The organism is Psychrobacter sp. 1Y11 (genome assembly GCF_052259045.1).
Classification (GTDB): domain Bacteria; phylum Pseudomonadota; class Gammaproteobacteria; order Pseudomonadales; family Moraxellaceae; genus Psychrobacter.
Genome location: NZ_JBQQER010000002.1, coordinates 273,532 through 296,675 on the forward strand (window position 1 = coordinate 273,532; position 23,144 = coordinate 296,675).

Here is a 23,144-nt window from a genome sequence, read left to right on the forward strand (position 1 = left end):
TAGGACTAGGTTTTCTAAAATTATCAAAATTTCAAAACGTTAAATGATTAAGGATAAATAATGAGTTTACCCGGTTTAGATTTTCAGCTTGGCGAAGATATCGATGCTTTGCGTGATGTGGTGGCACAGTTCGCTGCTAAAGAGATTATCCCTCGCGCTGGTGAGATCGATAGTAGTGATGAGTTCCCCATGGACCTGTGGCAAAAAATGGGTGATTTAGGTCTACATGGCATTACCGTACCTGAAGAATACGGCGGCGCTGATATGGGCTATGTCGCGCATATGGTGGCGATGGAAGAGATCAGCCGTGCGTCAGCTTCTATCGGTTTGAGCTACGGGGCGCACTCAAATCTCTGTGTCAATCAAATCAAACGCAACGGTAACGAGGCGCAAAAGCAGAAATTTTTACCCAAACTCATCACCGGTGAATTCATCGGTGCGTTAGCGATGAGTGAAACGGGTGCGGGTTCTGACGTCACTAGCATGAAGCTCAAAGCCGAGCAAAAAGGCGATGTCTTTGTGCTAAATGGTAGCAAAATGTGGATTACCAATGGCCCAGATGCGGACGTAATGGTGGTCTATGCGAAAACTAATCCTGAGCTTGGCGCGCAAGGCATTACCGCCTTTATCGTTGAGAAAGGCATGGAAGGTTTTGGTACCGCGCAAAAGCTCGATAAACTCGGCATGCGTGGCAGTCATACCGGCGAGATGACCTTTAATAATGTTGAAGTACCCAAAGAAAACATCTTGGGCGGCTTAAATAATGGCGTAAAGGTGCTAATGAGCGGCCTTGACTATGAGCGCGCGGTATTAGCGGCTGGCCCTATCGGCATTATGCAAGCGGTGATGGATAATGTTGTGCCTTACATTCATGACCGTAAGCAGTTCGGTCAAGCGATCGGTGAATTTCAGCTTATCCAAGGTAAAGTCGCCGATATGTATACGATTTTGCAAGCCGGGCGTAGCTTTTTATATACCGTTGGCAAGAACTTAGATATGCTCGATGCAAAAGGCGAAGGTCATAGCCGGCAAGTACGTAAAGACTGCGCCAGTGTGATTTTGTGGTGCGCTGAAAAAGCGACCCTTATGGCAGGCGATGGCATTCAAATCTTCGGCGGTAACGGTTATACCAATGAGTATCCACTCGGACGCTTATGGCGTGATGCTAAGCTGTATGAGATTGGCGCAGGAACGAGCGAGATTCGCCGTATGCTGATTGGCCGTGAGTTATTTAATGAGACCAAGTAGAAATAATTAATTTTTTAGCACAATAAAAAAGCAGTAAGTCTAAGACCTACTGCTTTTTTTATTTTCTACGACTATTTAACTGGCTTTTAAACCATCAACTGTTTTTTGCTATGATCGAAATATCTCGCCAAACCATTTAACAATAAGTCATCACGTAGTCTTACCGGACGATTGACGTGCTCGGCGATCATAGTCGCGTCACCGCCAGTCATTATTAGCTCAAAATTGGGATACCGATGGGTAATCTCATTGATAGCGCCAACGATAGATAATAATATCCCGTGATGTACCGCATCCTGTGTGGTTATTCCTTGAGCGATGCTATCAAAAGCACCGCTTGAAATAGTAATCTGCTTAGTGCCTGAAAATAGCGATTCGCGCTGCAAATAGATGCTAGGAAAAATATAACCACCCAAATGCTCGGCATGATCGATCAAATCTATCGTGACCGCCGTACCGCAGCCCACTACACATTGGCGCTTCGTCTTATCCACTGCGCCTAGCATCTGTAACCAACGGTCACAGCCCAATTGCTTGGCATCATAACGGCTGCTCATGAGCGCATGAGAAGAGTCGACATTGACAAACTCAAAGGGAATATTCAGCCGACTCAACGTCTCTGCTACTCGGCTATTGAGCTCATCACCAAGCACCGATGAGATACCGATAAAATCAGGCGCATAGCGCTCAAATCTATCAGTCAGGCCCATGAGTAGCTCAGCAGGCGCTTGCAAATGCTGCCGTGCATTGTGCGAGACAATCTGTCCAATATCGTCAGTCAGCCAGTATTTCAGTCGGGTATTCCCCAGATCTAGCCAGAGCATAAACTTTCCTTATTGGCCCTTTATCTAGTGCTCGTTAAGTCTCATTTATCACATCAATGCGACCGGTAAAAATTGCTGAAATATTACCGTTATCTTGCTGTAATTGCAAACAGCCGTTTGTATCGATGCCATAAGCCCGGCCTTCAAGAATGTGCTCCTTATTATTGAGATTTTGAGTAACTTTTATCCTCAAGCCTTTGAGTGCGTCTTGCTCTTTAAACTGCTGGTTAAATTGAGCCGTTACATACTGGGTAGAGCTAGGCTGTAAATTAGACTTTTCAGCCGCTATATTTTTAAAGCATTCGATAGCTTCTAGCAAAGCCTGACTGATTTGCTCATAAATAATAGCTAGGCTTGGTATAGTTTCTAGCGGATTATCTTTTTCATCTTTTTTTATCGACTCATGAATATCTTGTAAGCTAATAGCTTGATAACTCATGCCTTCTAGCATTTGTTCCGTCAGCTTAGGAGCCGCCGCTACATTTAACCCCACGCCTATAACGATGCCTTTTAGCTTGCTTGCTATCCATACCGGCTCAATCAGTATTCCCGCTAATTTATTAAAAGCAATGACATTATTTATATTGAAGCCAAAGTTTAAATTTTGCTTTGCTAGCGGGTAAAAGCCCAAATCATTGGCCCATTTCACGCCAATAGGAATTTTTCCTTGCGCTTTCAATTGTAAGTTAAGGGCTTGAATCACAGGCATTTTTGCGAGTTTGACACCGATAATCAACGACAGCAGACCGCTGATAGGCACGTCAATCGGATGATAAAGGGAGAGATACACATTACCAGGTGGCGATTGCCAAGAGCGGGTATGTTGCCCACGGCCTGCGCTCTGGATCTCAGCAGTAAGTAACTGTTTTTTGTTAACATCAAGCTCACCTGCTTGCAGTGCTTCTATTAGTTCGCTATTGGTCGATACACTCGTCGTTACATGACGATGATTTAGTGCGGAGAGGCTAGAGTTTTGGGTAAATAAAGACATATCAGTAGTCGCTGTAATCAATGAGCTAATAGTGCTAGCGGTTGTACATCTAAGAGTTAAGTATAAAGCAAAGTCACAATAACAGATTTTGTTATACTAAGCGCCTGCAACTACTAGCTGAATGCTCAATTATGAGCTAAAAATATATCTTACTAAATAGCAGTATCATAAAAGCGCAATGAAACAACTGGATAGTAAGACCGTAAAATAAAGGATTTCGATAATGCTATATGTATGGTTTGTGATTGCCGGCGCCTTTGCCGGAGTCTGTGCCGGTTTATTCGGTATTGGCGGCGGCATGATAATCGTGCCTGCGCTAGTTTGGATTTTTACCGCGTATAATTTTTCCCCAGAAGTCGTGACTCACTTAGCGGTTGGTACTTCCTTAGCGACCATTATCATCACCTCTATTAGCTCTCTAACTGCCCATAATAAACGCGGCGGGGTGCGTTGGGAGATTTGGCGCGGTATGGCTATCGGCTTAGTGGTTGGTAGCGTGGTTGGTGCTGGCATCGCTGATATGATTGATGGTAGGGTTTTGCAAGCGATCATCGGTGTTGGCGCATTATTAGTCGCGCTAAAGATGCTGTTTTTCTCCAATAAAGAACAGTTAGGCAAACCGCTACCGTCCAAAGGTATACAAGTTGGTGCGGGCACGGGTATCGGTATCGCGTCGTCTATCTTCGGTATTGGCGGCGGTAGTTTGACCGTGCCATTTCTTAATTGGGCAGGGCTACCGATGAAGCAAGCGGTCGGCACTTCCGCTGCTTGTGGTCTGCCGATTGCCGTGGCGGGGGCGCTCGGCTTTGCATGGTTTGGTCAAGATGTGGCTAATCTCCCCGCAGGTACGATAGGTTTTGTACATATCATCGGATTTTTATGCATATCGGTCGCCAGTTTTATCACCGCCAAAATTGGCGCAAAGCTGGCGCATCAATTACCGGCGCTGATGCTAAAACGGGCTTTTGGGGTGTTACTAATCTTTGCAGGCGGGCAGTTGTTTTTAAGCGGCATTGGGGTGTTGTGACTACCTCTTCTTTGAATATTCTTTGCGTAGTAAGGACATTTATATTCAGAAAACTCTACTGAGCAATCTCACGAAAAAGCTGATGTCATGCAAACATAAGCCCTTCACAAGCCCTTGAAAAACCCCAAAAATCCACCCCAATTTCAGGTAGAATAGCCGCCTGTTTTTAGCAAGTTTATCGATATCTCATGCGTCTAAAATCCCTTAAGCTGGCAGGCTTTAAATCTTTTGCCAATGTCACTACTTTTACCTTTCCCCGAGGCATCACTGCTATCGTCGGGCCTAATGGCTGTGGCAAATCGAATGTCATTGACGCGATCCGTTGGGTATTAGGTGAAACCTCTGCCAAGCAATTGCGCGGCGGGGCGATGAGTGATGTGATCTTTGCCGGTACGCAAGATAAATCCGCCAAAAGCGTCGCTAGTGTCGAGCTGACTTTTGAGCATACCCAAGATGAGCAAACCGGTATTCGCCATGAATTCAACCTCTATCATGAACTGTCAGTACGCCGGCAAGTCAATTTGGATGGGCGCTCTGATTATTTTATCAATGGGACACGGGCGCGTCGCCGTGATGTCGTCGATGTGTTCTTAGGTACGGGGCTTGGCGCGCGCAGTTATGCAGTGATTGAACAAGGTATGATTGGTCGTATTGTTGACTCAAGTCCCATGCAACTGCGTGAGTTCATTGAAGAAGCGGCAGGCGTATCGCGTTATCAAGCCCGCCGGATAGAGACGCAAAAGAAGCTTTCAAGGACAGAGGATAATCTAGCACGTCTGCACGATATGCAAAGCGAGCTGGTCCGTCAACAAAAAAGCTTAGCGCGTCAAGCGACTAGTGCTCAGCGCTATAATGAGCTTAATGAAACTTTAGCGGATACCAAGCAACAACTGGCGATTCAGCAGTTATATCAAGCCAAACAAGCCCAGCTGCAGCATAAGAGTGTTTATGAGCAGAGCGCTACTGAAGCGACAGAACTACAAACTCGCTATGAACAGCTAAAAAGTAAGCAAGATAAATTAAGTACGCAGATTAACCAAGAACAATGGCTCAAAGACGAGGCACAAAGCGCGCATTATCAGCAGCAGCTTAGCTGTCAACAAACTGAGTATGAGCTTAATGATATCACTGCTAAAGTAACCGCCATTAAACAGCAGTTAGCTGATTTAGAGCGGCAACGTCAGCAGGCGACTGACGAGCTGGATAGGCTAAAGACCGAGCAGGCTGAACAGCAGCTAGCGCTTGATTGTTTACAGCCAGAGCTTGCTGAGCTATCAAAAAAGCGCCAAACTTATCAAGCGGATGAGCAACTGCTACAACGTGCATGGTCTGAGTCACAAACGCAGTTAGCGCGTCTGCAAGATAATGCGCGCACCCTCGAGCAGCAACAAGCGATTAATAATCAAGCGCAAAAACGCCATCATCTGGGTCAAGATAAGCTCGCTAGTCGCCAGCAGAGTTGGCAAACGCTGTGGGATCAGTCGCAAACTCAAAGCCTCAATAATGATGGCTCTTTGAGCATAGATGCGCAAGCCAAAAGCGTCAGCAGCGTTATCGATGAGCTAGAAGCTCAGTTGCAGCAGCGCGTCCGTCAGCAAGATAGCGTCGCTGAAAGGCTAGCTGATTTGCAACCGCAAGCTCATACGCTGCAGCAGCGTTTGACCGAGCAGCTACGCCAGGTGACGGCAAAAGAAAAGAGCCACGCGCTATTGGCAGGGGAATACGATACGCTGCATAAAATAGTGTATGCCGAAGCTAACGAGAAGCCGACCGCGCCAACGGATAAGACGGATAAGGGTTTGGCAAATAACGTCGCTATTGAAAATGAGAGTCTGCTGTCGACTGCTACTTTGCGCGAGCAAATCGAGCTGAGTGAACTCGGTCAGCAGCACGCCCAAATTCTCGATAACGTATTAGCCTTATGGTTAGACAGTCAAGTCTTGGTGCAAAATCAAATTGGTTTAAATTCAGAGACAGCTCTTTATAAATATGTACCTAATTTGCTTAGTTTTCAGCATAATCAAATTAACCATTCTAAGCAAAATGAAGCGGCTACCAGTAGCCACAGTTTATGGTTGCCTGCTACAAAAAACGATAGTGCAAATAAAAGTTTTATCAGCGAGCTACCTGCTGATTTAGAAGGCAAAGTTTTACCTTTATCCTCATTGATTACTAAGCCAAATTTAGCGATATGGCAGCAGTGCTATTTATATATTGCAGATAATAAGACTAGTAGCGACATTACTGCAGAATTGACCGAAATATTAAAAGTCTTACCACCATCGGCATGGGTGTTAACTGCAGAGGGTTGGTTAATCAGTGAAAAAGGCACGATCAATTTTAGTCAACTAACCAAGCAAAAAAACGCTACGCAGAATAGTCATTTTTTGACACAGCGCTTGCAGCAACAGCAGCGTTTGATGCAGTTGGAAGAGTTGCTTGATAAGAGCGATGAGCATGTTGATAGCTTGCATAAGCAGATGAAACGAAGCCAAAGTCAGTATGATACGCTAAGAATAAGCTTGGATGAGAGCCGCGCACAAAGCGAGCAGCTTACGCGCGCGGTTTATGACTATCAGCAGCAATTGGCGACTGAAAAAGCCGCCCTTAAACAAAAACAAGCTGACGCGCAGCGTTTGCAGAGTGAAAGATTGGCTTTGGAGAGTGAGCAACAAGAGCTAGTGGCAGAACAAAAAGGACTCGATGATGAGCGCGAGCAAATCGAAACAGACTTACAAATATTCAGGCCCAAGATTCAAGCAGCACAGGACCGGCGTCAGCAGTTACAAGGAGAGCGTAACGAGCTGCAGCGCAATCGTCAAAATGTTGAATCCGCTTGGCAAACCTTACAATTACGCCAGCAAAAAGACGAGATGCGTCTTGAGCATAGTGTTAATAGTCTTGAGCGAGCGACTAAATTTCTTGATGAGTCTTGGCAAAACCGGCTGGCACTGATCGCCAGTCTTGATAGCCACCAACAACAACTGCTAACACTGCAGGCCACATTACAGGCTATAAAAGCCAAGCGCGATGATCAGCAAGATTTATTAGCAGCGCGTGAAGTCACGCTGACCGCACTCAAAGATGACTATAATGAGCAGCAATCTATTTTAGATACTCTGCAGACAAACTTGCAAGCTCAGCAAGATACCAATGCCAAGCAAGCGACAGAGCTGGCGCTTAGTGAGTCCAAACTTAACGATGCTAGTGAAAACGTACAACATGCGCTCGATCGTTATCAGCAAATTCTAGCTAACCGTAATGACAAAGACCCTAAAAGCTCTGAATCATTGTCGCCGATGATAAGCGTTTCAAACTTACTAACTGATTTTATTATTCATGAGCGCCGCGTCCGTCCCGAGAAAATAGCCGAGCTACAAGCTGAGCAAGCTGATCTTGAGCAAAAAATTAGTAAAATAGGCGCGGTCAATCTGGCGGCAGTCGCAGAACTGGATGAAGTCAATGAACGCTTAGAGCCGCTAGCGCAGCAGACTGAGGATATCGCTGCTAGTATGCAGACTTTGACTGCGGCTATTGCTTCGATTGATGAGACGACTAAGGCGCTATTTATGCAAACCTTAGAGTCGGTCAACGTAGAGTTATCTAAATTATTCGCTAAAGTATTCGGCGGCGGGCAAGCCAGCCTAACGCTAGATTTGGAGGATATGGCTGCTGACACCAATTCTGCTACTAATGCTGATATCACCATGGATAAATCTGAGCATTGGCGCGCAGGGTTAACCTTAATGGCGCAACCAAAAGGCAAGCGTAATAGTCGTCTAGCCGTACTCTCTGGCGGCGAGAAAACTTTGACCGCGCTGAGTCTGATTTTTGCGATATTTAAGCAGCATCCGGCGCCGTTTTGTGTACTCGATGAAGTCGATGCGCCACTTGATGACGCTAATGTTGGTCGTTTTACTAGCCTCATTACGGAGCTAGCTGATGACTTGCAGTTTATCTTTATTAGCCACAATAAACTGTCGATGCAGATTGCCGATGAGCTTAAAGGTATTACCATGCCTAGCGCTGGCATCTCTACTTTAGTAAGCGTCTCGCTTGACGAAGCCGAAAAATATATCGAAAGTTAAATATATCAAGTTAAGTATTGATAAACAAAGTTTATAATTTAGGGTAAAATCAGGGCAGTTATATCTATGGCGCGTTTTTGCTCGTTGGTACCTAATCAGCAGCTCGCTAAAATGATTATTAACAAGTGTCAAACCGTTACAATGTGATGACGCTTTTAGGTAGCCGTGCTAGACTGATAGCGTTTAAACTGCTGTATATTTTCTGATTACTTTTATCATTACCTATATTGTTACCTTTATTATTACTAGGATGTATTCTCTTATGACCGCTATCCAGTTTGTATTGATCGCCATTGCCGCTTTGATTGTGCTAGCAGGACTGTTTATGGTCATTCGTAGTTTGAAGCGCCGGCAAAATACCGATGCGGTAGCGGTGAATTATGACAAAAACGGTATTCCTATCATTCCGCGTCATGAGCGTAATGTCGTTGATGAGCCAGACTTTGATGATGCTATCGCCGGTGAGACGAGTATCGCCCCTGATAGAGACTATCTCAGTGCTGTGGTCGAAGAGGAGCCTTTGACCCAAAACCATACTCAAGTCGATGCGCAGTTGACCCAAAATCGCGGTGATGCAGAAGTTAATCATGAAGCCAATCCAGAATATGCCCGCTGGCAAGCAGAACAGCAGCGCGCAGATAACGAAGAGTTTACGTATTTAGCACAAGAGAACTACTCCGACACTCAGAGCGAGCCGGATGCTTTTTCAAGCCTCATGTCAGCGACTGATAGCTTGATGCCAGTGATTGATACCGCTGAGGAGCCAAGCTTCACGGACAACAGCCCTGTACTCGACCAGCATTTATTGACGCCCATTGATGAGGCGCAGAACGGGCCACTGATCAATGCCAAAGATAATATCAATATTACTATCTTGCCGCAGCAAAGCCGAGAGCGGCCGAATGCGATCATTCGCGGCGGTGACTTATTGACGTTAGTGGATAAGTACGGCTTGCGTTTTGGCGCGATGAATATGTTCCATCGTTATGAGCAAAAAGACGGCACCGGTATGCTTTGGTTCAGCATGATGGGTATCACTGATAATGGTATCGCGCCTTTTGATCCGCATAGCGTGGCGACCAATGTCTATAGCGGCGTGGTGTTGTTTTTATCGCTGCCACATCCACAAGCGGTGCGTAGCTTTGATAGTATGATGAGTATTGCTTATATGATGGCAAGCGACCTCGATGCGATAATGCTAGACGAAAATAACGAACCGATTACGCCGGATTATAAGCAGCAGCTACGTAACCAAGTTCGTGATTATGAAGGCTAACGTAGCAAAATAATACCTTATTTAGCGCCATTTTTATCTAATAAAAGTGGCGTTTTTTTATGCCAGTCTTTGCTGTAAAGCGCCCCCTAAATTGTTATCATAGTTGCTATTATCAATCGCTAAATAACTACTATAGATACCGACTATGACTGACTCTGGCAACACTAATAACCATAAAAATGATTCGACCGATGATAGCAATGTCATCACAAAAATGCGCAGCTTGATTGCAGCGCTAAAAACCCATAATAATGCCTATTATGTCCTCGATAATCCTATGATTGAGGATAGCGAGTACGATCAGCTGCGCCTGTCACTACTCGAGTTAGAAGAAGCGTATCCAGACCTTATTCAGTCTGATAGCCCGATCAATCAAGTCGGTGATGTACCGCTGTCTGCCTTTACCCAAGTCACCCATGATATCCCTATGCTGTCACTTGGCAATATCTTTGATTACGATGATCTCAGCGACTTTATGCGCCGTGTCAATGATCGACTCAGCGTGGCACAGCAAAACCCTGAGTATGAAATGGAGATGAAGCTTGACGGCCTTGCAGTGTCGCTAAAATACGAGTATGGCCAGTATGTACAAGCGATCACGCGCGGCGATGGGCAAACGGGTGAAGACATTACTCAAAATGTAAAAACCATCCGTAATCTGCCATTGTGGCTTGCTGGTGCTGAAGATATCGGATTGCTAGAAGTACGCGGTGAAGTACTGATGCCCAAGGCAGGCTTTGAGCGCCTTAATCGTTTAGCCATTGAGCATGAAGAAAAAACCTTTGCTAATCCGCGTAATGCCGCTGCTGGAAGTTTACGTCAGCTCGATCCCGCTATTGCCGCTAGCCGTCCCTTAGCTTTTTATGGTTATTCGGTCAATCAAGGATTGCCTGAGACTATAGACACCCAATCGGGCGCACTAGCTTGGCTTGGTGACATAGGCTTCACTGTTAGCGCGGTGCGAGTGGTTGCCAATCCACGCGAAGCACAAGAGTATTATGAGTCAGTCATTGAAAAACGTGAGAAACTGCCATTTGAAATCGACGGCATCGTGATTAAAGTCAACAGCTTGGCCTTGCAGCAACAATTGGGCTTCCTTTCTCGCGAACCGCGCTGGGCGACGGCTTATAAATTTCCCGCTGAAACCGTCATGACCCGTTTGCATACTATCGAATGGCAAGTTGGGCGTACCGGACAAATCACCCCTGTCGGCAAACTAGAGCCAGTCAAAGTTGGCGGCGTCACGGTTAGTAATGTCACTTTGCATAACTTTGGCGAGATTCAGCGCTTAGATGTCAGAGCTGGCGATATGGTCAGCGTGCATCGCGCCGGCGATGTCATCCCGAAAGTCACCCGCGTTTGGGAGGATCAGCGCCCAGAAGAGGCTAAGCCCGTCGAGCTACCCTCTACTTGTCCGGTTTGCAACTCCCCTGTGGTGCTACCAGAGGACGAAGCCTTAGCGCGTTGTACTGGCGGGCTATTTTGTCCGGCGCAGCAGACGGAGGCGTTGATTCATTTTGTCTCACGCCGTGCGATGGATATCGACGGTCTTGGCGAGCGCTGGCTGATTAGCTTCTTTGAGCATGGACTCGTCAGAACCGTCGCCGATATTTATCAACTGCATAAGCATACGGATGAGATGATCACCTATGAGAAGCTGGGTGAAAAGTCAGTACAAAACATTATTGAAGCTATTGAGGTCAGTAAAAAAACGACCTTAGCGAGATTTATCTACGCGCTTGGTATTCGCGGGGTTGGTGAAGGCACCGCACAAAACTTCGCCCAGCAATTTGGTGATCTTGACAGTTTAATGAACGCTGATATGGACGCGCTTATCGCCACCCCTGATGTTGGCACCATTACCGCTGAGCTGACCTACGAGTTCTTCCGCGCTGCGCACAATATCGAAGTCATCGACAAGCTCCGCGCGGCTGGCGTGCATTGGGATAACGTTGAGCAAGTGGCCTCTAGCGATTTACCTTTAGACGGTCAAACGTGGGTGATTACCGGAGCGCTTGCGAGCATGGCACGTGACGAAGCCAAAGCCAAATTGCAAGCCTTAGGCGCTAAGGTCGTGGGTAGTGTCTCCGCCAAAACTACCGCACTATTAGCGGGAGAAAAAGCAGGTTCGAAGCTTACCAAAGCGGAGAAGTTAGAAGTTAAGGTCGTGGGCGAGGATGAGTTTTTGGCAATGTTAGAAGAGTCGTAAATCTTTAATATGAAAGCGAGTTGTAGGGTGGGCGATAGCGCAACCCACCGAACTATAGATATATTGCAAAAGAGAAAGGATAAAAGGACTAGCCTCAGCATTAGGTTCTTTAAGAGATAGAAATATGCGAGTTATGGATTAGCTTTCTTCAGTGGTTTAGCTCGGCGCTCGTCCCTCGCGCAAGACCAAACACCTTGCATTTGCATATATTTGAAATGATTAAGGTGGTCGCATGGGTTGCGCCCCGTGCATCATTTAAGAAAGTGATTTCGGAATTGGTAGTATTTTTTTATAAGTAGCTGAGCTTTGAAATATTTGCGTAGATAAGTGCTTTTAATTTATCGGTTTGAATTTATGCGTTGGTGCGCAGAGCACACCTTACAAGTTACGACTTTTCTTACATACTAATAATCTCACTCAAAGAACTACTCCACCAACTCCTCATGCGGATTAAGCGCAGCCTCACTTTTCTTACCATCAGGCCGTATCTCAATCGGCAACACTAAACCCTTAGCAAAATCATCGCTAAATACATACTCATAATTGCTAGCCTGTACTTCAGGTGTAGTATGTACAATAAGCTCAACCGTTTCGCCATCGGTTAACTCATGCGAGGTATAGCTATTACTAAGTTGATCGAGCACTTTGGATAGTGCCTCATTACTCGCCATACCGACGGTGAGATTATGCTGTGCCGTCGCCTTATCCACTTTGAAATACTCCGCATAATCCTTTACGTTTTGACCATCGATCGCGAAGGGGTAATCGTAGTTGCTACGATCTGCGGCCTGCTCACCGCTAGCCACTTCTGACCAGTCAACATCGGTAACAATAGCTGAGTCATCACTTATAGTAGTATCAGTTTCTGTCGAGGCAGTTTGCTCAGTATTAACAGTATTATTATCACAACTGGATAATCCAATAACACTAAGCGCGCTAAACACAGTAACTAGCGCGATAGCTGATAGACGAGTTTTCATCACTCTTCCTTTTTTACGAACGGCTTGTTTAAGCACAGGTTATAGTCAATTATTATTGATATTATTTTGACAGTTTTTGCTAGTATTAACCACTGCATACGCCATAAAAAAACAGCCATCACATGATGACTGCTTATGTCTTTACTGATTATAATTTATAGGCTTAGTATTAACGACCTATCTTACAGTTGACTTGGTATTCTTTGCCGTTAGCCCATTTCATGGCTAGTACGCCTTCATCGCCTTTCATGTGCCAAGCGTAGATAACTTCTGGGTTGGAGTCGTTAATATAGCTTGCCGTGTCGCCATTGACGCCGCCGACCAAGATTACTTCTTGCTGTGTCCAGTTCAGTTTAGGGACAGTTGCGCTAATAGTCGCTTGCTTCTTGTTAATAGACTGCTTTGCCAAAATTTGGCTATCATCAGTACAAGTATAAGGAGCAGGCGCCATGCGATCGTAGGCCATATCACTCATTCCCTCTGAAGGGGTAGCTGGCGTGGTTGGTACCATAGGGGTAGTGGTAGAGCAGGCTGCCAGTAGAGCAACAGCAGGTAGGGTAGCGGTGAGTTTCATCATAGTATTCATAAGGTTCTCCAAAATATAATACTTTATTATTAAAGGTTATAGCACTCTCAGTGCATGGAGTTTATGGTAACGAAAGCGCCTGCTTTTGAATGTTAGAAATTGTTCACTACCTTATAACTTCATTGCTTAAATATTGACTAATGTAATTATGAATTTTAACTAAATAAAGCGGCTGCTGACTTAAGTCAACAACCGCTTTTTTAATCGAGCTTTGTATTGTTCACTAACCTTTGTTTAACTAGTCTTTCGTGGTGGCAAGCCGGTATGCTGTGTCTGAAAGTTGCCTTTACTGACTTTCTTTTTAGAGCGGTTATTGGTTTGAGCTTTACTAGCGCTATTGTTACTATTGTTTTGACGCTTAATCGAGTCATTGCCAACGCGGCTATTTTTCTTACGCGCTGATTGATAGCTGTCTTGATTGGCGTCACGGCCTTCTAAATGTGCGTTAAAAGGCGGTATGAGGCAGCCTCTGTTTTTACCGATTAGATCGCTACGTCCCATATCTTGCAGTGCTTTACGGAGTATCGCCCAGTTCTTAGGGTCATGGTAACGAAGAAACGCTTTGTGCAATTTACGCTGCTTGCCTGACTTGACGATATCCATATCACCACCTTCGCGGCTGACTTTGTGCAGCGGATCTTTATGGGTATGATACATCGTCGTCGCGGTCGCCATGGGGCTTGGGTAGAAGGCTTGCACTTGGTCGGCACGGTAGCCATAGCTTTTGAGCCACAGTGCAAGGTTCATCATGTCTTCGTCTTTAGTGCCGGGGTGCGCCGCGATAAAGTAAGGTATCAGATACTGTTCTTTACCGGCCTCTTGGCTGTACTGCTCAAACATTGCTTTGAACTTATCATAGCTGCCCATACCGGGTTTCATCATTTTTGCTAAGACGTTTTCTTCAGAGTGCTCTGGCGCGATTTTGAGATAACCACCGACATGATGGCTAACGAGCTCTTTGACGTATTCAGGATCTTTTACCGCTAGATCATAGCGAAGACCGGAGGCGATGAGGATCTTCTTCACGCCTTTGATATCACGCGCCTTACGATACAGCTGGGTCAAATTACTGTGATCAGTGAGCAAGTTCTCACAGACATCTGGGTAGACGCAAGAGGGCTTACGGCAGTGCTTTTCGATGGTTTCATCTTTACAGTTGAGACGATACATATTGGCCGTCGGGCCACCTAAGTCTGAGATAACGCCAGTAAAGTTCGGCGCGGTATCACGAATGGCTTCCACTTCGCGTAGGATGGAGTCTTCTGAGCGGTTTTGGATAATACGACCTTCATGCTCGGTAATCGAACAAAAAGTACAACCGCCAAAACAGCCACGCATAATATTGACTGAGAATTTGATCATGTCATAAGCAGGGATACGGGCGTCGCCATAGCTGGGATGCGGCAGGCGCGCATAAGGCAAATCAAAGACGTAATCCATCTCTTCGGTCGACAGTGGAATCGGCGGCGGATTAAGCCAAACATCGATAGAGGTAAAGGAGTTACCCGCGCCGCTACTATGACGCTGCACTAGCGCCCGCGCATTACCTGGGTTAGTCTCAAGATGTAGAATTCGGCTAGCGTGCGCGTAGAGTACCGGATCGGACTTGACATGATCATAATCTGGCAGACGAATGACGGTTTGCTCACGTGGTGGCATCTTTAGCTTATGCTTAAGAGCAGTTTTGGGCTTATATTCTTTATTATCCTCAGCATCCATACCGCGCATTTGCACCACTTGCGTATCAGTATCGACTTGCTCGGCGTTCAGAACTTTATTAGTGACAGGCTCTGCGACAAATCCCGCGTATTGGGCAGACATGCCAGTCATCGCTTGGCCAACGGGCGAATCGCTAGGTTTTTCTTGCTCAATCTTACAGCTGTCAACGTCTTCGGTCATCACATAAGGATTGATAATCGGATCGACACGGCCGACGGTATCGACATCGTTACTGGCGACCTCTGTCATATGTGCTTGCCAGTGGCGACGGCTTGGAGTCAACAGGTAAGCCGCTCCGCGCAAGCTGCTCATTTGCTCAAAGGTATAGCCTTTGGATAGACCATGCACCACATCAACGATAGCGCGTTCAGCATTACCATACAGTAAGACGTCGGCACGGCTATCGAGCAAAATACTACGGCGTACCTTGTCCGACCAATAGTCATAATGGGCAATTCGGCGTAGGCTACCTTCGATACCGCCTAAGATAATGGGCACATCAGGATAAGCTTCGCGGCAGCGCTGGCTGTAGACAATCGCGGCGCGATCAGGGCGTTTATTCGCCACATTACCCGGTGAGTAGGCATCATCGCTACGTATCTTGCGATCAGCAGTATAGCGGTTGATCATACTATCCATGTTGCCCGCGGTGACGCCATAGGCATAAACGGGTTTGCCAAGCTCCATAAAGGCGTCTTTGCTCTTCCAATCAGGCTGCGCGATGATACCGACACGAAAGCCTTGCGCTTCCAACAAACGACCAATGATCGCCATCCCAAAGCTTGGATGATCGACATACGCATCGCCGGAGATGATAATCACATCGCAAGCATCCCAACCTAGCGCGTCCATCTCCGCACGACTCATCGGCAAGTAAGGCGCAGGCTCATAGCAGCTTGCCCAATGCTTATCGTAGTCGTATAGCGGCTTAGTGCCTTGTTTAAAAGCGGTATGAGCAATGGTATCGGCAGACATGGGCAGACCTGTATATTTGAGGCTAATTAAAAGGCGCTCATTTTAACATGAATTGCGTTCAGGATGTGATATTCAATTACCGATAAGTGATTGATAGTTTAAGATTAATCCAACAATATCTTCGTACCACTTTTAGTAAAGTTCATCACAAACTGACTGCTAAAACTACGCACATTATTCTCGTGCGTCAGTAAGTCGCGGGTAAATTGATGGTAATCTTGCATATTTTTAGCATTGACCATTAGCATAAAATCTGCATCGCCTGACACTTCATAACAGCTCATCACCCGAGGCTGGCTGCTCATCAAGCGCTCAAATCGGTGTTGCATAGAATTATTCGAGCGTAGCATCTGGATCATCACTACTGCTGTCAGACCGTAGCCCACTTTGTTTGGATTGACGATAGCCACTTGTTTACTAATGACTTCATTATCTATTAGAGCTTGTACGCGCCGCTGGGCGGTAGCAATAGAAACGTTTACCTTTTGCGAAATTGTCTTCAGTGGCAAAGTCGCATCGTCTTGTAATAGGTTTAATATAGCTTTGTCCGTTTGGTCTAAAGTGTGTGTCATAACATTAGGCTTCTAAATTAGGTAGAATTTAACGGTCACTAAGCATAAATACTAACAAAAACTCAATAATGATAAATAATTAGTAATTTTGCCATAATACGATAAAAAAATTCATAATTAGTTAGATATAGAAATAATATATCAAAGCGCTCTAGTAAACTAGTTTCCATCAGCTTAATAACGACAAGATGCTGAATGATAGAATCTAATTCAATTTTTGGAGCGTTTATGTCACCCTCAGTTTTATCCGCGGTATTTAATAATACGCTAGCGAGTACAGTCGCGCGTTTGCCGTTGCCAACGGTATGGACAGCGGGTAGCACTAAGCAGCGCACGCTTGTAATGGGCGTAGCGTTAGCGATAGTATCGAATTTATTGTTTGGCGTGCTTTATGCTTATAGTCACTTTTTAGCACCACTATCTGGTACGCAAGTTTTTATCTGGCGGATGCTAGCGATGTGGGCGGCACTAGTAGGCTATCTGGTGCTTAGTGGACGCTTAGGCTTGCATTTAGAAAAATTAAAAAAGCTAGGTTCAATAAAACAGTGGGTATGGTTACTACTGCCAACACCAATATTTTTAAGCCAGTTTTGGCTGTTTATGTGGGCCCCAGTCAATGGTCAAGGTGTACAAACCGCGATGGGTTATTTTCTGTTTCCGCTAATGATGGTGGTATTTGGCTGTGTGCTATTCGGTGAAAAACTCAGCCGTTTGCAATGGTTAGCCGTGGGCTTTGCGGCATTGGGTGTCGCTAGTGAGATTGTGCGTACCCAAAGCATCTCTTGGGCGACTTTATGGGTGTGCGGTACTTATCCGCTGTATTACATTATACGCCGTCTGCAAGGTATCGGTGCGATTACGGGTTTACTGGTTGATTTAACAATTTTTGCGCCATTTGCCTTAGGGTATTTAGTCTTTATAGCGCCCAGTAGCTTGAGCTTAGTTAGCAGCTCCAGTTACTTTATTATGATGCTTATAGGACTTGGCATCTTAAGTGTGCTAGCTATGAAGACCAATGTCGATGCCAGTCAAATGCTACCGGTCAACGTCTACGGCATGATGAGCTACCTAGAGCCAGCGTTATTATTTATTTTAGCGATTACTATACTGGGTAATCCGTTTGAATCGGCGATGCTTTATAGCTATGGTCTGATTTGGTTGGGAATTGCATTTTTGATTGCTCATGGCTTTCGTCAGTTGCGTCTGGTTAAACGTAATCAAGCACCCGCGTCAGCGTAGCTGGTTTAAATAGAACTAAGCTTATTAACGCAAAAACGGCTATCATAATGATAGCCGTTTTTTGTGATATATTTTCAACAGACCCTAACCCAAATGCTGTTTAAAGCCGCGCTGCTTATCGCGCTCCCAATCGCGGTCTTTAAGGGTTTTGCGTTTGTCATGCTGCTTTTTACCAACGGCAAGTCCGATTTGGCACTTTACCATTGAGCGCTTCCAGTAACAGGATAACGGCACGCAAGCATAGCCTTTTTGATTGACCGCGCCATAGAGTTTATCAATCTCGCGGCGATTGAGCAGTAGCTTACGGGTGCGCGTGGTATCAGGACTCACATGCGTTGAGCTAGAAATTAGTGGCTGAATATGCGCACCAAATAAAAAAGCTTCATTATTGCGAAAGATAATATAAGCTTCGGTAATGGTCATTTTACCAGCGCGAATGGATTTGACTTCCCAACCTTGCAGTGACAATCCCGCCTCAAAAGTCTCTTCAATAAAATACTCGTGCCGCGCTTTTTTATTACTGGCAATCTGGTTGTCCGGTTTTCTTGATTTTTTTGACATAATCTCTCCATCAGGACGATGAGTTAATAAGTCGCTGCCTTTAACTTCTGGTCCTAGTCTTACTATTCCTCATTCTAACCCGCTAATTTCGCCATTAGCTTTGAGCCATAAAGATGAATGAGTCGAAGCGAGTATTGTAACAAATCGAAGGTTAAAAAGGGTAATAGCCCTTTAGGACAAATGTAGCCGTTACTATTTTAGCCCATGCTATCGAAAGCTAATAAACTAAGTATTCAATAGGCGCTAAATTTGCTAGGATACGCATTACCATCAATGACTATATTAGCCTTGCTATGACTCAAGCCTCTACTTCTAAAGCTTCTAAGCTACACACCAAAATTCTCTATCCTGGTACCTTTGATCCGATAACTACCGGCCATGTCGATTTAGTCAAACGTGCTACAAAATTATTCGATGAAGTGGTTATTGCCGTGGCGTCAGGTCATCATAAAAAGCCGCTATTTAGTTTTGAGGAGCGGGTGAGATTAGTCGAAACCGTGTTTGAGGATTTACCGCAAGTATCGGTCGTCGGTTTTGAAGGTTTGCTCGTTGACTTTATGCGCGAGAAGGGAGCGACTGCAGTACTACGCGGGCTGCGTGCGATGTCAGATTTTGAGTATGAGTTTCAACTGGCCAATATGAACCGTGAGCTTGATGAAAATTTTGAAGCGGTATTTTTGACGCCTTCACAGAACTATTCATTTATCTCCTCTACTATGATTCGCGAAATCGCTAAGCTTGGCGGCGATGTCAGAAAGTTTGTGCCAGAGTGCGTCTCGCAGGCCTTTATTGATAAGCTCGCCATTCAGACAAAATAAGTCAGCAAGTTTTGTTACTTATCGCAAGCAGAGCTAATTTTCATAATCATCATTTTATAACGACAAAGGGGTAGGTCATGGCATTATTAATCACTGATGAATGTATCAACTGTGATGTCTGCGAGCCTGCTTGTCCCAACGAGGCTATCTCTGAGGGCGAAGACATCTACGTCATCGATCCAGATTTATGCACCGAATGCGTCGGCCATTTCGATGAGCCGCAATGCGTGGTGATCTGCCCGGTAGATTGTATTCCCCATGATCCTAACCATGTTGAGACCCAGAGCGATTTATTAGCCAAATATAAGCGTATTACTGGTAAGTAAAATCATTTGATAGTCAGTAGCTCTCAGAGTAAATATATAGATTAGTTTGAATTCGAAAAAGTTATTCCTTCAAATGTGGGCTGTTGTAGGCTGGTTCTTTAGCCTACGCCAATAATTCTTGTCAGTTGCAAGCAGGGTAGTGCTACAAAATTTAGCTCTAAAATAATCCAAAAATACATAACCAAGCTAGTACAAGTTTTGTTATAATAGCGCGCTTGGTAGACTAGGCAATCGCCGCTGCATACTGTTTTACAGACTTGCAGGGGAGGAAAGTCCGGGCTACATAGGGCAGCGTGCCAGCTAACGGCTGGGCAGAGTAATCTGACGACCAGTGCAGCAGAGAGCAGACCGCCTTCGATATCTTAGATATTGTCGGTAAGGGTGAAAGGGTGCGGTAAGAGCGCACCGCGTGGATGGCAACATCTCACGGCAGGGTAAACTCCACGCGTAGCAAGACCAAATAGGCATCGATATGGCGCGGCCCGCGTTCGATGCGGGTAGGTTGCTTGAGCGTACGAGCGATTGTACGCCTAGAGGAATGATTGTCCACGACAGAACCCGGCTTATCGGTCTACCAAACCTTTTATGTGTCCTAGATTTGCTATTGTATTTTAGAAGTTAAAGCAGTTTTTTTGCAAAAAATGTCAGATTGGGGTTGACGCAAGTCAATGCTATCGGTATTATACCGAGCCTTAAATGGCGATGTAGCTCAGCTGGTTAGAGCGCACGACTCATAATCGTGAGGTCGAGAGTTCAAGTCTCTCCATCGCCACCATATTCAAAAAGCCAATCCTTAGCGATTGGTTTTTTTTTGCCTATAGGTTTTAATCTACAACTCTCTGCAACAGTGGCAGAACTCTCTTAATTATCTAAACAACTACCTAAACGGCGCACCGCATCGATTTAGTAGCGTTAATGAATGCTTAAAAATCAGCGACTTATCTACTCATTCACAGATTAATTGTTGTAACTTAAGCACCATTTACTTATCATGGGAGCTGTTTTAGCAAGGTCTTGTAAATCCATGTCCGTACAGTTACCTCCTTATCGTCCTGTCAAACACCGTAGCGGCCTTAAAGTCATGGGCGCGGCTTTTCATGCTTTAATCATGCGTGAGCTACAGACTCGTTTCGGTGGCTATCGGTTAGGTTACTTATGGGCACCGCTAGAAGTTATTTTTCAAATACTAATATTTCTAGTTATTTTTGGCGCTATTCGTGAACGCTTAGTACCAGGAATGGATTTTTCCCTGTTTTTAGTGGCAGGAATGGTGCCCTTTCGCATGTTTCAAAAGATTGCAACTAGGGCGTTAGGTGCGGTTGAGGCTAATCAAGGGCTGTTGATGTATCGCTCGATAAGGCACATTGACGTCATTATTGCTCGCTCTTTTTTAGAGTTAATTATCTACTTTTTTACTTCTATACTATTATTGGTGGGTCTAGCTTTTTTTGATATTTATGCCAATTTAGAGAATTTACATATTGTGATTTTTTGCTGGATTACGTTATTTTTATTTAGCTTTGGCATTGCTTTGATTATGATGGTTGTGGGTTATTATGGCGGGGAAATCAGTAAAGTGGTGACGATATTTTTTACTATCCTTTACTTTACCTCTGGTATTATTTTCCCTATTCATATCGTTCCCGAGCCCTATTTTAGCTACTTGTTATATAATCCTCTCATTCATAATATTGAGCTGATACGCCATGCTTTTGCGCCAAATTACCCCGCTTATCATATCGATATTACTTACTTTTTAAAGTGGATGATAGGGGTTAATTTTTTTGGTCTTTTACTTTATAAATTTACAGAAAGAGATATGTTACGTTCTCGTTAGGCAATTTTTTTAAGGGTTATTTAAGATATAGGTAGATAAATGATCGAGATCAAAAATATATCCAAGTCATTTATGACCAAGCAAGGTCGGCATTATTTATTTAAAGACTTAAACCTGACCATAGGCGACAAGCAAAATGTAGGCTTGCTTGGTCGTAACGGTGCTGGTAAATCTACTTTACTGCGTATCATTTGTGGCCTTGATCAGCCGGATAGTGGCGAGATTATCACTGATTCGACGATTTCTTGGCCAGTCGGGGTGGCGGGTGGCTTCCAAGGCAGCTTAACAGGGCGGCAAAACGTTCGCTTTGTTTGTCGCTTGTATTCGAGCGGCGCTTATATTGACGAAAAGATTCGCTTTGTCGAAGAGTTTGCCGATATTGGCAATTATTTTGATATGCCGGTAAAGAGCTACTCTTCAGGGATGAAAGCGCGTTTGACTTTTGGCTTAAGCTTAGCCTTTGATTTTGATTATTACATGCTTGATGAAGCTGGCGCGGTAGGTGATGCCGCCTTTCGTAAGCGTAGTGAAGAGATTTTGGCAGCGCGCCGTGCACAGGCAGGGTTTTTGGTGGTGTCACATAATATTGGTGATATTAAGCGTAATTGCGATATTGGTATCGTGTTAATGAATCAAACGGCATTAGTGTTTGACAATACAGAAGAAGCGATTGAGGTATATGAAAAGCATGTCCACAAAGCGAAAAAATAAGATCATTGACTTCTCGCTGTTTATCGGCTTGGTCATCCTACCTTGGGTGCTAGTGATCTTTTATGTCATGACCTTAGCGCATCCCCGCTTTATCTCAACCTCCGATGTGGTGGTCAAACAGGTAAGCGATACTAATGTCCCCGCTGGCGGTGGTCTATCGGCTTTGTTGGGAGTCAATAGCACGAGTAAAGAAGATGCCACTTATCTGACTGAATATATCTTATCCAATGATATGGTGAAGCGCCTTGATAATACCTTCAAGTTTCGCGAAGCTTATCACGTGGATGGCTCAGATCCGCTCAACGAGATTGACCCTGATGCTACGCAAGAAGAGCTGCTGAAGTATTTTAAAAAGCGCGTGCATATTAATCTTGATGAGCAAAGCTATATCCTCTCCGTATCGACCGAAGCTTTTCAGTCAGATTATGCCTTTAAGTTGAATCAGGCGATTTTGGCCGAGTCTGAGCAGTTTGTGAACCGTATCTCGCAAGAAGTTGCTCGCGATCAATTGTCTTTTGCCGAAACCCAGCTCAGTGAATCAGAAGATCGCTTAAATGATGCCAAAGAGCAACTGCTGAACTATCAAAACACCAATGAAATCTTTGATCCGCAGGCCAACGCCCAGATCGTAAATCAGCTAATTGGTAGCTTGCAGGCCCAGCTAAGCTCTTTGCGTACCGAAGAGCGTCAATTACTCAGTTATCTTAATCCAGACGCCCCGCAAGTGGTGTCGTTGAGAAGTCAGATTAAAGCGGTTGAAGAACAAATCGCTCAAGAGCAAACGAAACTCACCTCACCCAACACCACTAAGTTAAACCGGCAAGCGGTACAGTTTGAGACGATTAAGGCCGATGTGGATTTTGCCACTGAGCTTTATAAGCTATCATTATCATCGCTAGAAAAGGCGCGACTTGAAGCCTTCAAAAAGATGAAGAATCTGATTATTATCTCAACCCCTTATGAGGCAGAAGAGGCCACCTATCCGCGTCATCTGTACATCATTTGGACCTCACTAGCCTTGTTACTGATGTTCTATGGTTTTGTACGTTTAGTCATGGCTGTTGTGCGCGATCATCGCAGTTAGATATTGATAATTTTGCGCTCAGCTTTTAGCTACTATTTGATAGCAAGCTTGGCGCCCTTATGCGTTATAAATG

18 protein-coding genes, 1 tRNA gene and 1 other RNA gene are annotated in these 23,144 nt (G+C 45.0%); 13 read left to right on the plus strand and 7 right to left on the minus strand.

All coding sequences use genetic code 11. The features are described 5' to 3' along the window. Positions 1-60 precede the first annotated feature (60 nt). Positions 61-1,248, plus strand: a complete 1,188-nt coding sequence (locus ACTXGJ_RS02750) for an isovaleryl-CoA dehydrogenase (RefSeq protein WP_443565035.1) — start codon at positions 61-63, stop codon at positions 1,246-1,248. 86 nt (positions 1,249-1,334) lie between these two features. Here ACTXGJ_RS02750 and ACTXGJ_RS02755 read toward each other — a convergent pair whose 3' ends face one another. Both ACTXGJ_RS02755 and ACTXGJ_RS02760 read right to left on the minus strand, forming a co-directional pair. After that, entirely contained in the window at positions 1,335-2,072 is a 738-nt protein-coding gene (locus tag ACTXGJ_RS02755; RefSeq protein WP_443565036.1) for a pantothenate kinase, read from the minus strand. 34 nt (positions 2,073-2,106) lie between these two features. Further along, positions 2,107-3,063 (minus strand): biotin--[acetyl-CoA-carboxylase] ligase, encoded by a 957-nt coding sequence (locus ACTXGJ_RS02760; RefSeq protein WP_443565037.1) that lies wholly within the window; start codon positions 3,061-3,063, stop codon positions 2,107-2,109. A gap of 223 nt (positions 3,064-3,286) precedes the next feature. Between ACTXGJ_RS02760 and ACTXGJ_RS02765 the strand changes: the two genes are divergently transcribed. The 4 genes from ACTXGJ_RS02765 (at position 3,287) to ligA (ending at position 11,663) form a co-directional block, all read left to right on the plus strand. Further along, on the plus strand, positions 3,287-4,090 hold the full coding sequence (locus ACTXGJ_RS02765; protein ID WP_443565038.1) for a sulfite exporter TauE/SafE family protein: 804 nt from the start codon (positions 3,287-3,289) through the stop codon (positions 4,088-4,090). A 188-nt stretch (positions 4,091-4,278) separates the two neighbouring features. Continuing rightward, complete coding sequence (locus ACTXGJ_RS02770) at positions 4,279-8,178, plus strand: AAA family ATPase (RefSeq protein WP_443565039.1); 3,900 nt, start codon at positions 4,279-4,281, stop codon at positions 8,176-8,178. 262 nt (positions 8,179-8,440) lie between these two features. Beyond that, positions 8,441-9,454, plus strand: coding sequence for a cell division protein ZipA (locus ACTXGJ_RS02775; RefSeq protein WP_443565040.1), 1,014 nt, complete (start codon positions 8,441-8,443; stop codon positions 9,452-9,454). Between the two features lie 145 nt (positions 9,455-9,599). Next, on the plus strand, positions 9,600-11,663 hold the full coding sequence (gene ligA, locus ACTXGJ_RS02780; RefSeq protein ID WP_443565041.1) for an NAD-dependent DNA ligase LigA: 2,064 nt from the start codon (positions 9,600-9,602) through the stop codon (positions 11,661-11,663). Positions 11,664-12,088: 425 nt separating this feature from the next. Here the strand turns inward: ligA and ACTXGJ_RS02785 are convergent, their stop codons facing one another. From ACTXGJ_RS02785 to ACTXGJ_RS02800, 4 genes are all read right to left on the minus strand, one after another. Beyond that, the gene (locus tag ACTXGJ_RS02785; protein WP_443565042.1) at positions 12,089-12,643 is read right to left on the minus strand and encodes a hypothetical protein; all 555 of its coding nucleotides are present in this window, start codon (positions 12,641-12,643) and stop codon (positions 12,089-12,091) included. Positions 12,644-12,812: 169 nt separating this feature from the next. Then, positions 12,813-13,229: a hypothetical protein gene (locus ACTXGJ_RS02790; protein WP_439240029.1), complete on the minus strand. Its 417-nt coding sequence runs from the start codon at positions 13,227-13,229 to the stop codon at positions 12,813-12,815. Positions 13,230-13,463: 234 nt separating this feature from the next. Next, a complete protein-coding gene (locus tag ACTXGJ_RS02795) occupies positions 13,464-15,923 on the minus strand; it encodes a YgiQ family radical SAM protein (RefSeq protein ID WP_443565043.1) in 2,460 nt (819 codons plus the stop codon). Positions 15,924-16,027: 104 nt separating this feature from the next. Beyond that, positions 16,028-16,495 (minus strand): Lrp/AsnC family transcriptional regulator, encoded by a 468-nt coding sequence (locus ACTXGJ_RS02800; protein WP_439240025.1) that lies wholly within the window; start codon positions 16,493-16,495, stop codon positions 16,028-16,030. A 228-nt stretch (positions 16,496-16,723) separates the two neighbouring features. Here ACTXGJ_RS02800 and rarD point away from each other — a divergent pair, with 228 nt between their 5' ends. Then, the gene (rarD, locus tag ACTXGJ_RS02805) at positions 16,724-17,734 is read left to right on the plus strand and encodes an EamA family transporter RarD (RefSeq protein WP_443565045.1); all 1,011 of its coding nucleotides are present in this window, start codon (positions 16,724-16,726) and stop codon (positions 17,732-17,734) included. Between the two features lie 84 nt (positions 17,735-17,818). Here rarD and smpB read toward each other — a convergent pair whose 3' ends face one another. Continuing rightward, complete coding sequence (gene smpB, locus ACTXGJ_RS02810; RefSeq protein WP_443565046.1) at positions 17,819-18,295, minus strand: SsrA-binding protein SmpB; 477 nt, start codon at positions 18,293-18,295, stop codon at positions 17,819-17,821. Positions 18,296-18,588: 293 nt separating this feature from the next. Between smpB and coaD the strand changes: the two genes are divergently transcribed. The 7 genes from coaD (at position 18,589) to ACTXGJ_RS02845 (ending at position 23,071) form a co-directional block, all read left to right on the plus strand. Beyond that, entirely contained in the window at positions 18,589-19,113 is a 525-nt protein-coding gene (coaD, locus tag ACTXGJ_RS02815; protein ID WP_439240019.1) for a pantetheine-phosphate adenylyltransferase, read from the plus strand. A gap of 77 nt (positions 19,114-19,190) precedes the next feature. Beyond that, complete coding sequence (locus ACTXGJ_RS02820; protein ID WP_439240017.1) at positions 19,191-19,439, plus strand: YfhL family 4Fe-4S dicluster ferredoxin; 249 nt, start codon at positions 19,191-19,193, stop codon at positions 19,437-19,439. Between the two features lie 215 nt (positions 19,440-19,654). Next, positions 19,655-20,021: RNase P RNA component class A (rnpB, locus tag ACTXGJ_RS02825), an RNA gene on the plus strand. 116 nt (positions 20,022-20,137) lie between these two features. Continuing rightward, positions 20,138-20,214 (plus strand) — tRNA-Met (locus ACTXGJ_RS02830). A gap of 306 nt (positions 20,215-20,520) precedes the next feature. Then, positions 20,521-21,276: an ABC transporter permease gene (locus ACTXGJ_RS02835; RefSeq protein WP_443565047.1), complete on the plus strand. Its 756-nt coding sequence runs from the start codon at positions 20,521-20,523 to the stop codon at positions 21,274-21,276. Positions 21,277-21,315: 39 nt separating this feature from the next. After that, positions 21,316-21,987 (plus strand): ABC transporter ATP-binding protein, encoded by a 672-nt coding sequence (locus ACTXGJ_RS02840; RefSeq protein ID WP_443565048.1) that lies wholly within the window; start codon positions 21,316-21,318, stop codon positions 21,985-21,987. Then, the gene (locus ACTXGJ_RS02845; protein WP_439240011.1) at positions 21,965-23,071 is read left to right on the plus strand and encodes a capsule biosynthesis protein; all 1,107 of its coding nucleotides are present in this window, start codon (positions 21,965-21,967) and stop codon (positions 23,069-23,071) included. The genes ACTXGJ_RS02840 and ACTXGJ_RS02845 overlap by 23 nt, the downstream gene beginning before the upstream one ends. Positions 23,072-23,144 lie beyond the last annotated feature (73 nt).

Coding starts and splice junctions, on each gene's coding strand:
- ACTXGJ_RS02750 (WP_443565035.1), top strand. CDS start 61: ATGAGTTTACCCGGTTTAGATTTTCAGCTTGGCGAAGATATCGATGCT.
- ACTXGJ_RS02755 (WP_443565036.1), bottom strand. CDS start 2,072: ATGCTCTGGCTAGATCTGGGGAATACCCGACTGAAATACTGGCTGACT.
- ACTXGJ_RS02760 (WP_443565037.1), bottom strand. CDS start 3,063: ATGTCTTTATTTACCCAAAACTCTAGCCTCTCCGCACTAAATCATCGT.
- ACTXGJ_RS02765 (WP_443565038.1), top strand. CDS start 3,287: ATGCTATATGTATGGTTTGTGATTGCCGGCGCCTTTGCCGGAGTCTGT.
- ACTXGJ_RS02770 (WP_443565039.1), top strand. CDS start 4,279: ATGCGTCTAAAATCCCTTAAGCTGGCAGGCTTTAAATCTTTTGCCAAT.
- ACTXGJ_RS02775 (WP_443565040.1), top strand. CDS start 8,441: ATGACCGCTATCCAGTTTGTATTGATCGCCATTGCCGCTTTGATTGTG.
- ligA (WP_443565041.1), top strand. CDS start 9,600: ATGACTGACTCTGGCAACACTAATAACCATAAAAATGATTCGACCGAT.
- ACTXGJ_RS02785 (WP_443565042.1), bottom strand. CDS start 12,643: ATGAAAACTCGTCTATCAGCTATCGCGCTAGTTACTGTGTTTAGCGCG.
- ACTXGJ_RS02790 (WP_439240029.1), bottom strand. CDS start 13,229: ATGAATACTATGATGAAACTCACCGCTACCCTACCTGCTGTTGCTCTA.
- ACTXGJ_RS02795 (WP_443565043.1), bottom strand. CDS start 15,923: ATGTCTGCCGATACCATTGCTCATACCGCTTTTAAACAAGGCACTAAG.
- ACTXGJ_RS02800 (WP_439240025.1), bottom strand. CDS start 16,495: ATGACACACACTTTAGACCAAACGGACAAAGCTATATTAAACCTATTA.
- rarD (WP_443565045.1), top strand. CDS start 16,724: ATGTCACCCTCAGTTTTATCCGCGGTATTTAATAATACGCTAGCGAGT.
- smpB (WP_443565046.1), bottom strand. CDS start 18,295: ATGTCAAAAAAATCAAGAAAACCGGACAACCAGATTGCCAGTAATAAA.
- coaD (WP_439240019.1), top strand. CDS start 18,589: ATGACTCAAGCCTCTACTTCTAAAGCTTCTAAGCTACACACCAAAATT.
- ACTXGJ_RS02820 (WP_439240017.1), top strand. CDS start 19,191: ATGGCATTATTAATCACTGATGAATGTATCAACTGTGATGTCTGCGAG.
- ACTXGJ_RS02835 (WP_443565047.1), top strand. CDS start 20,521: ATGGGCGCGGCTTTTCATGCTTTAATCATGCGTGAGCTACAGACTCGT.
- ACTXGJ_RS02840 (WP_443565048.1), top strand. CDS start 21,316: ATGATCGAGATCAAAAATATATCCAAGTCATTTATGACCAAGCAAGGT.
- ACTXGJ_RS02845 (WP_439240011.1), top strand. CDS start 21,965: ATGTCCACAAAGCGAAAAAATAAGATCATTGACTTCTCGCTGTTTATC.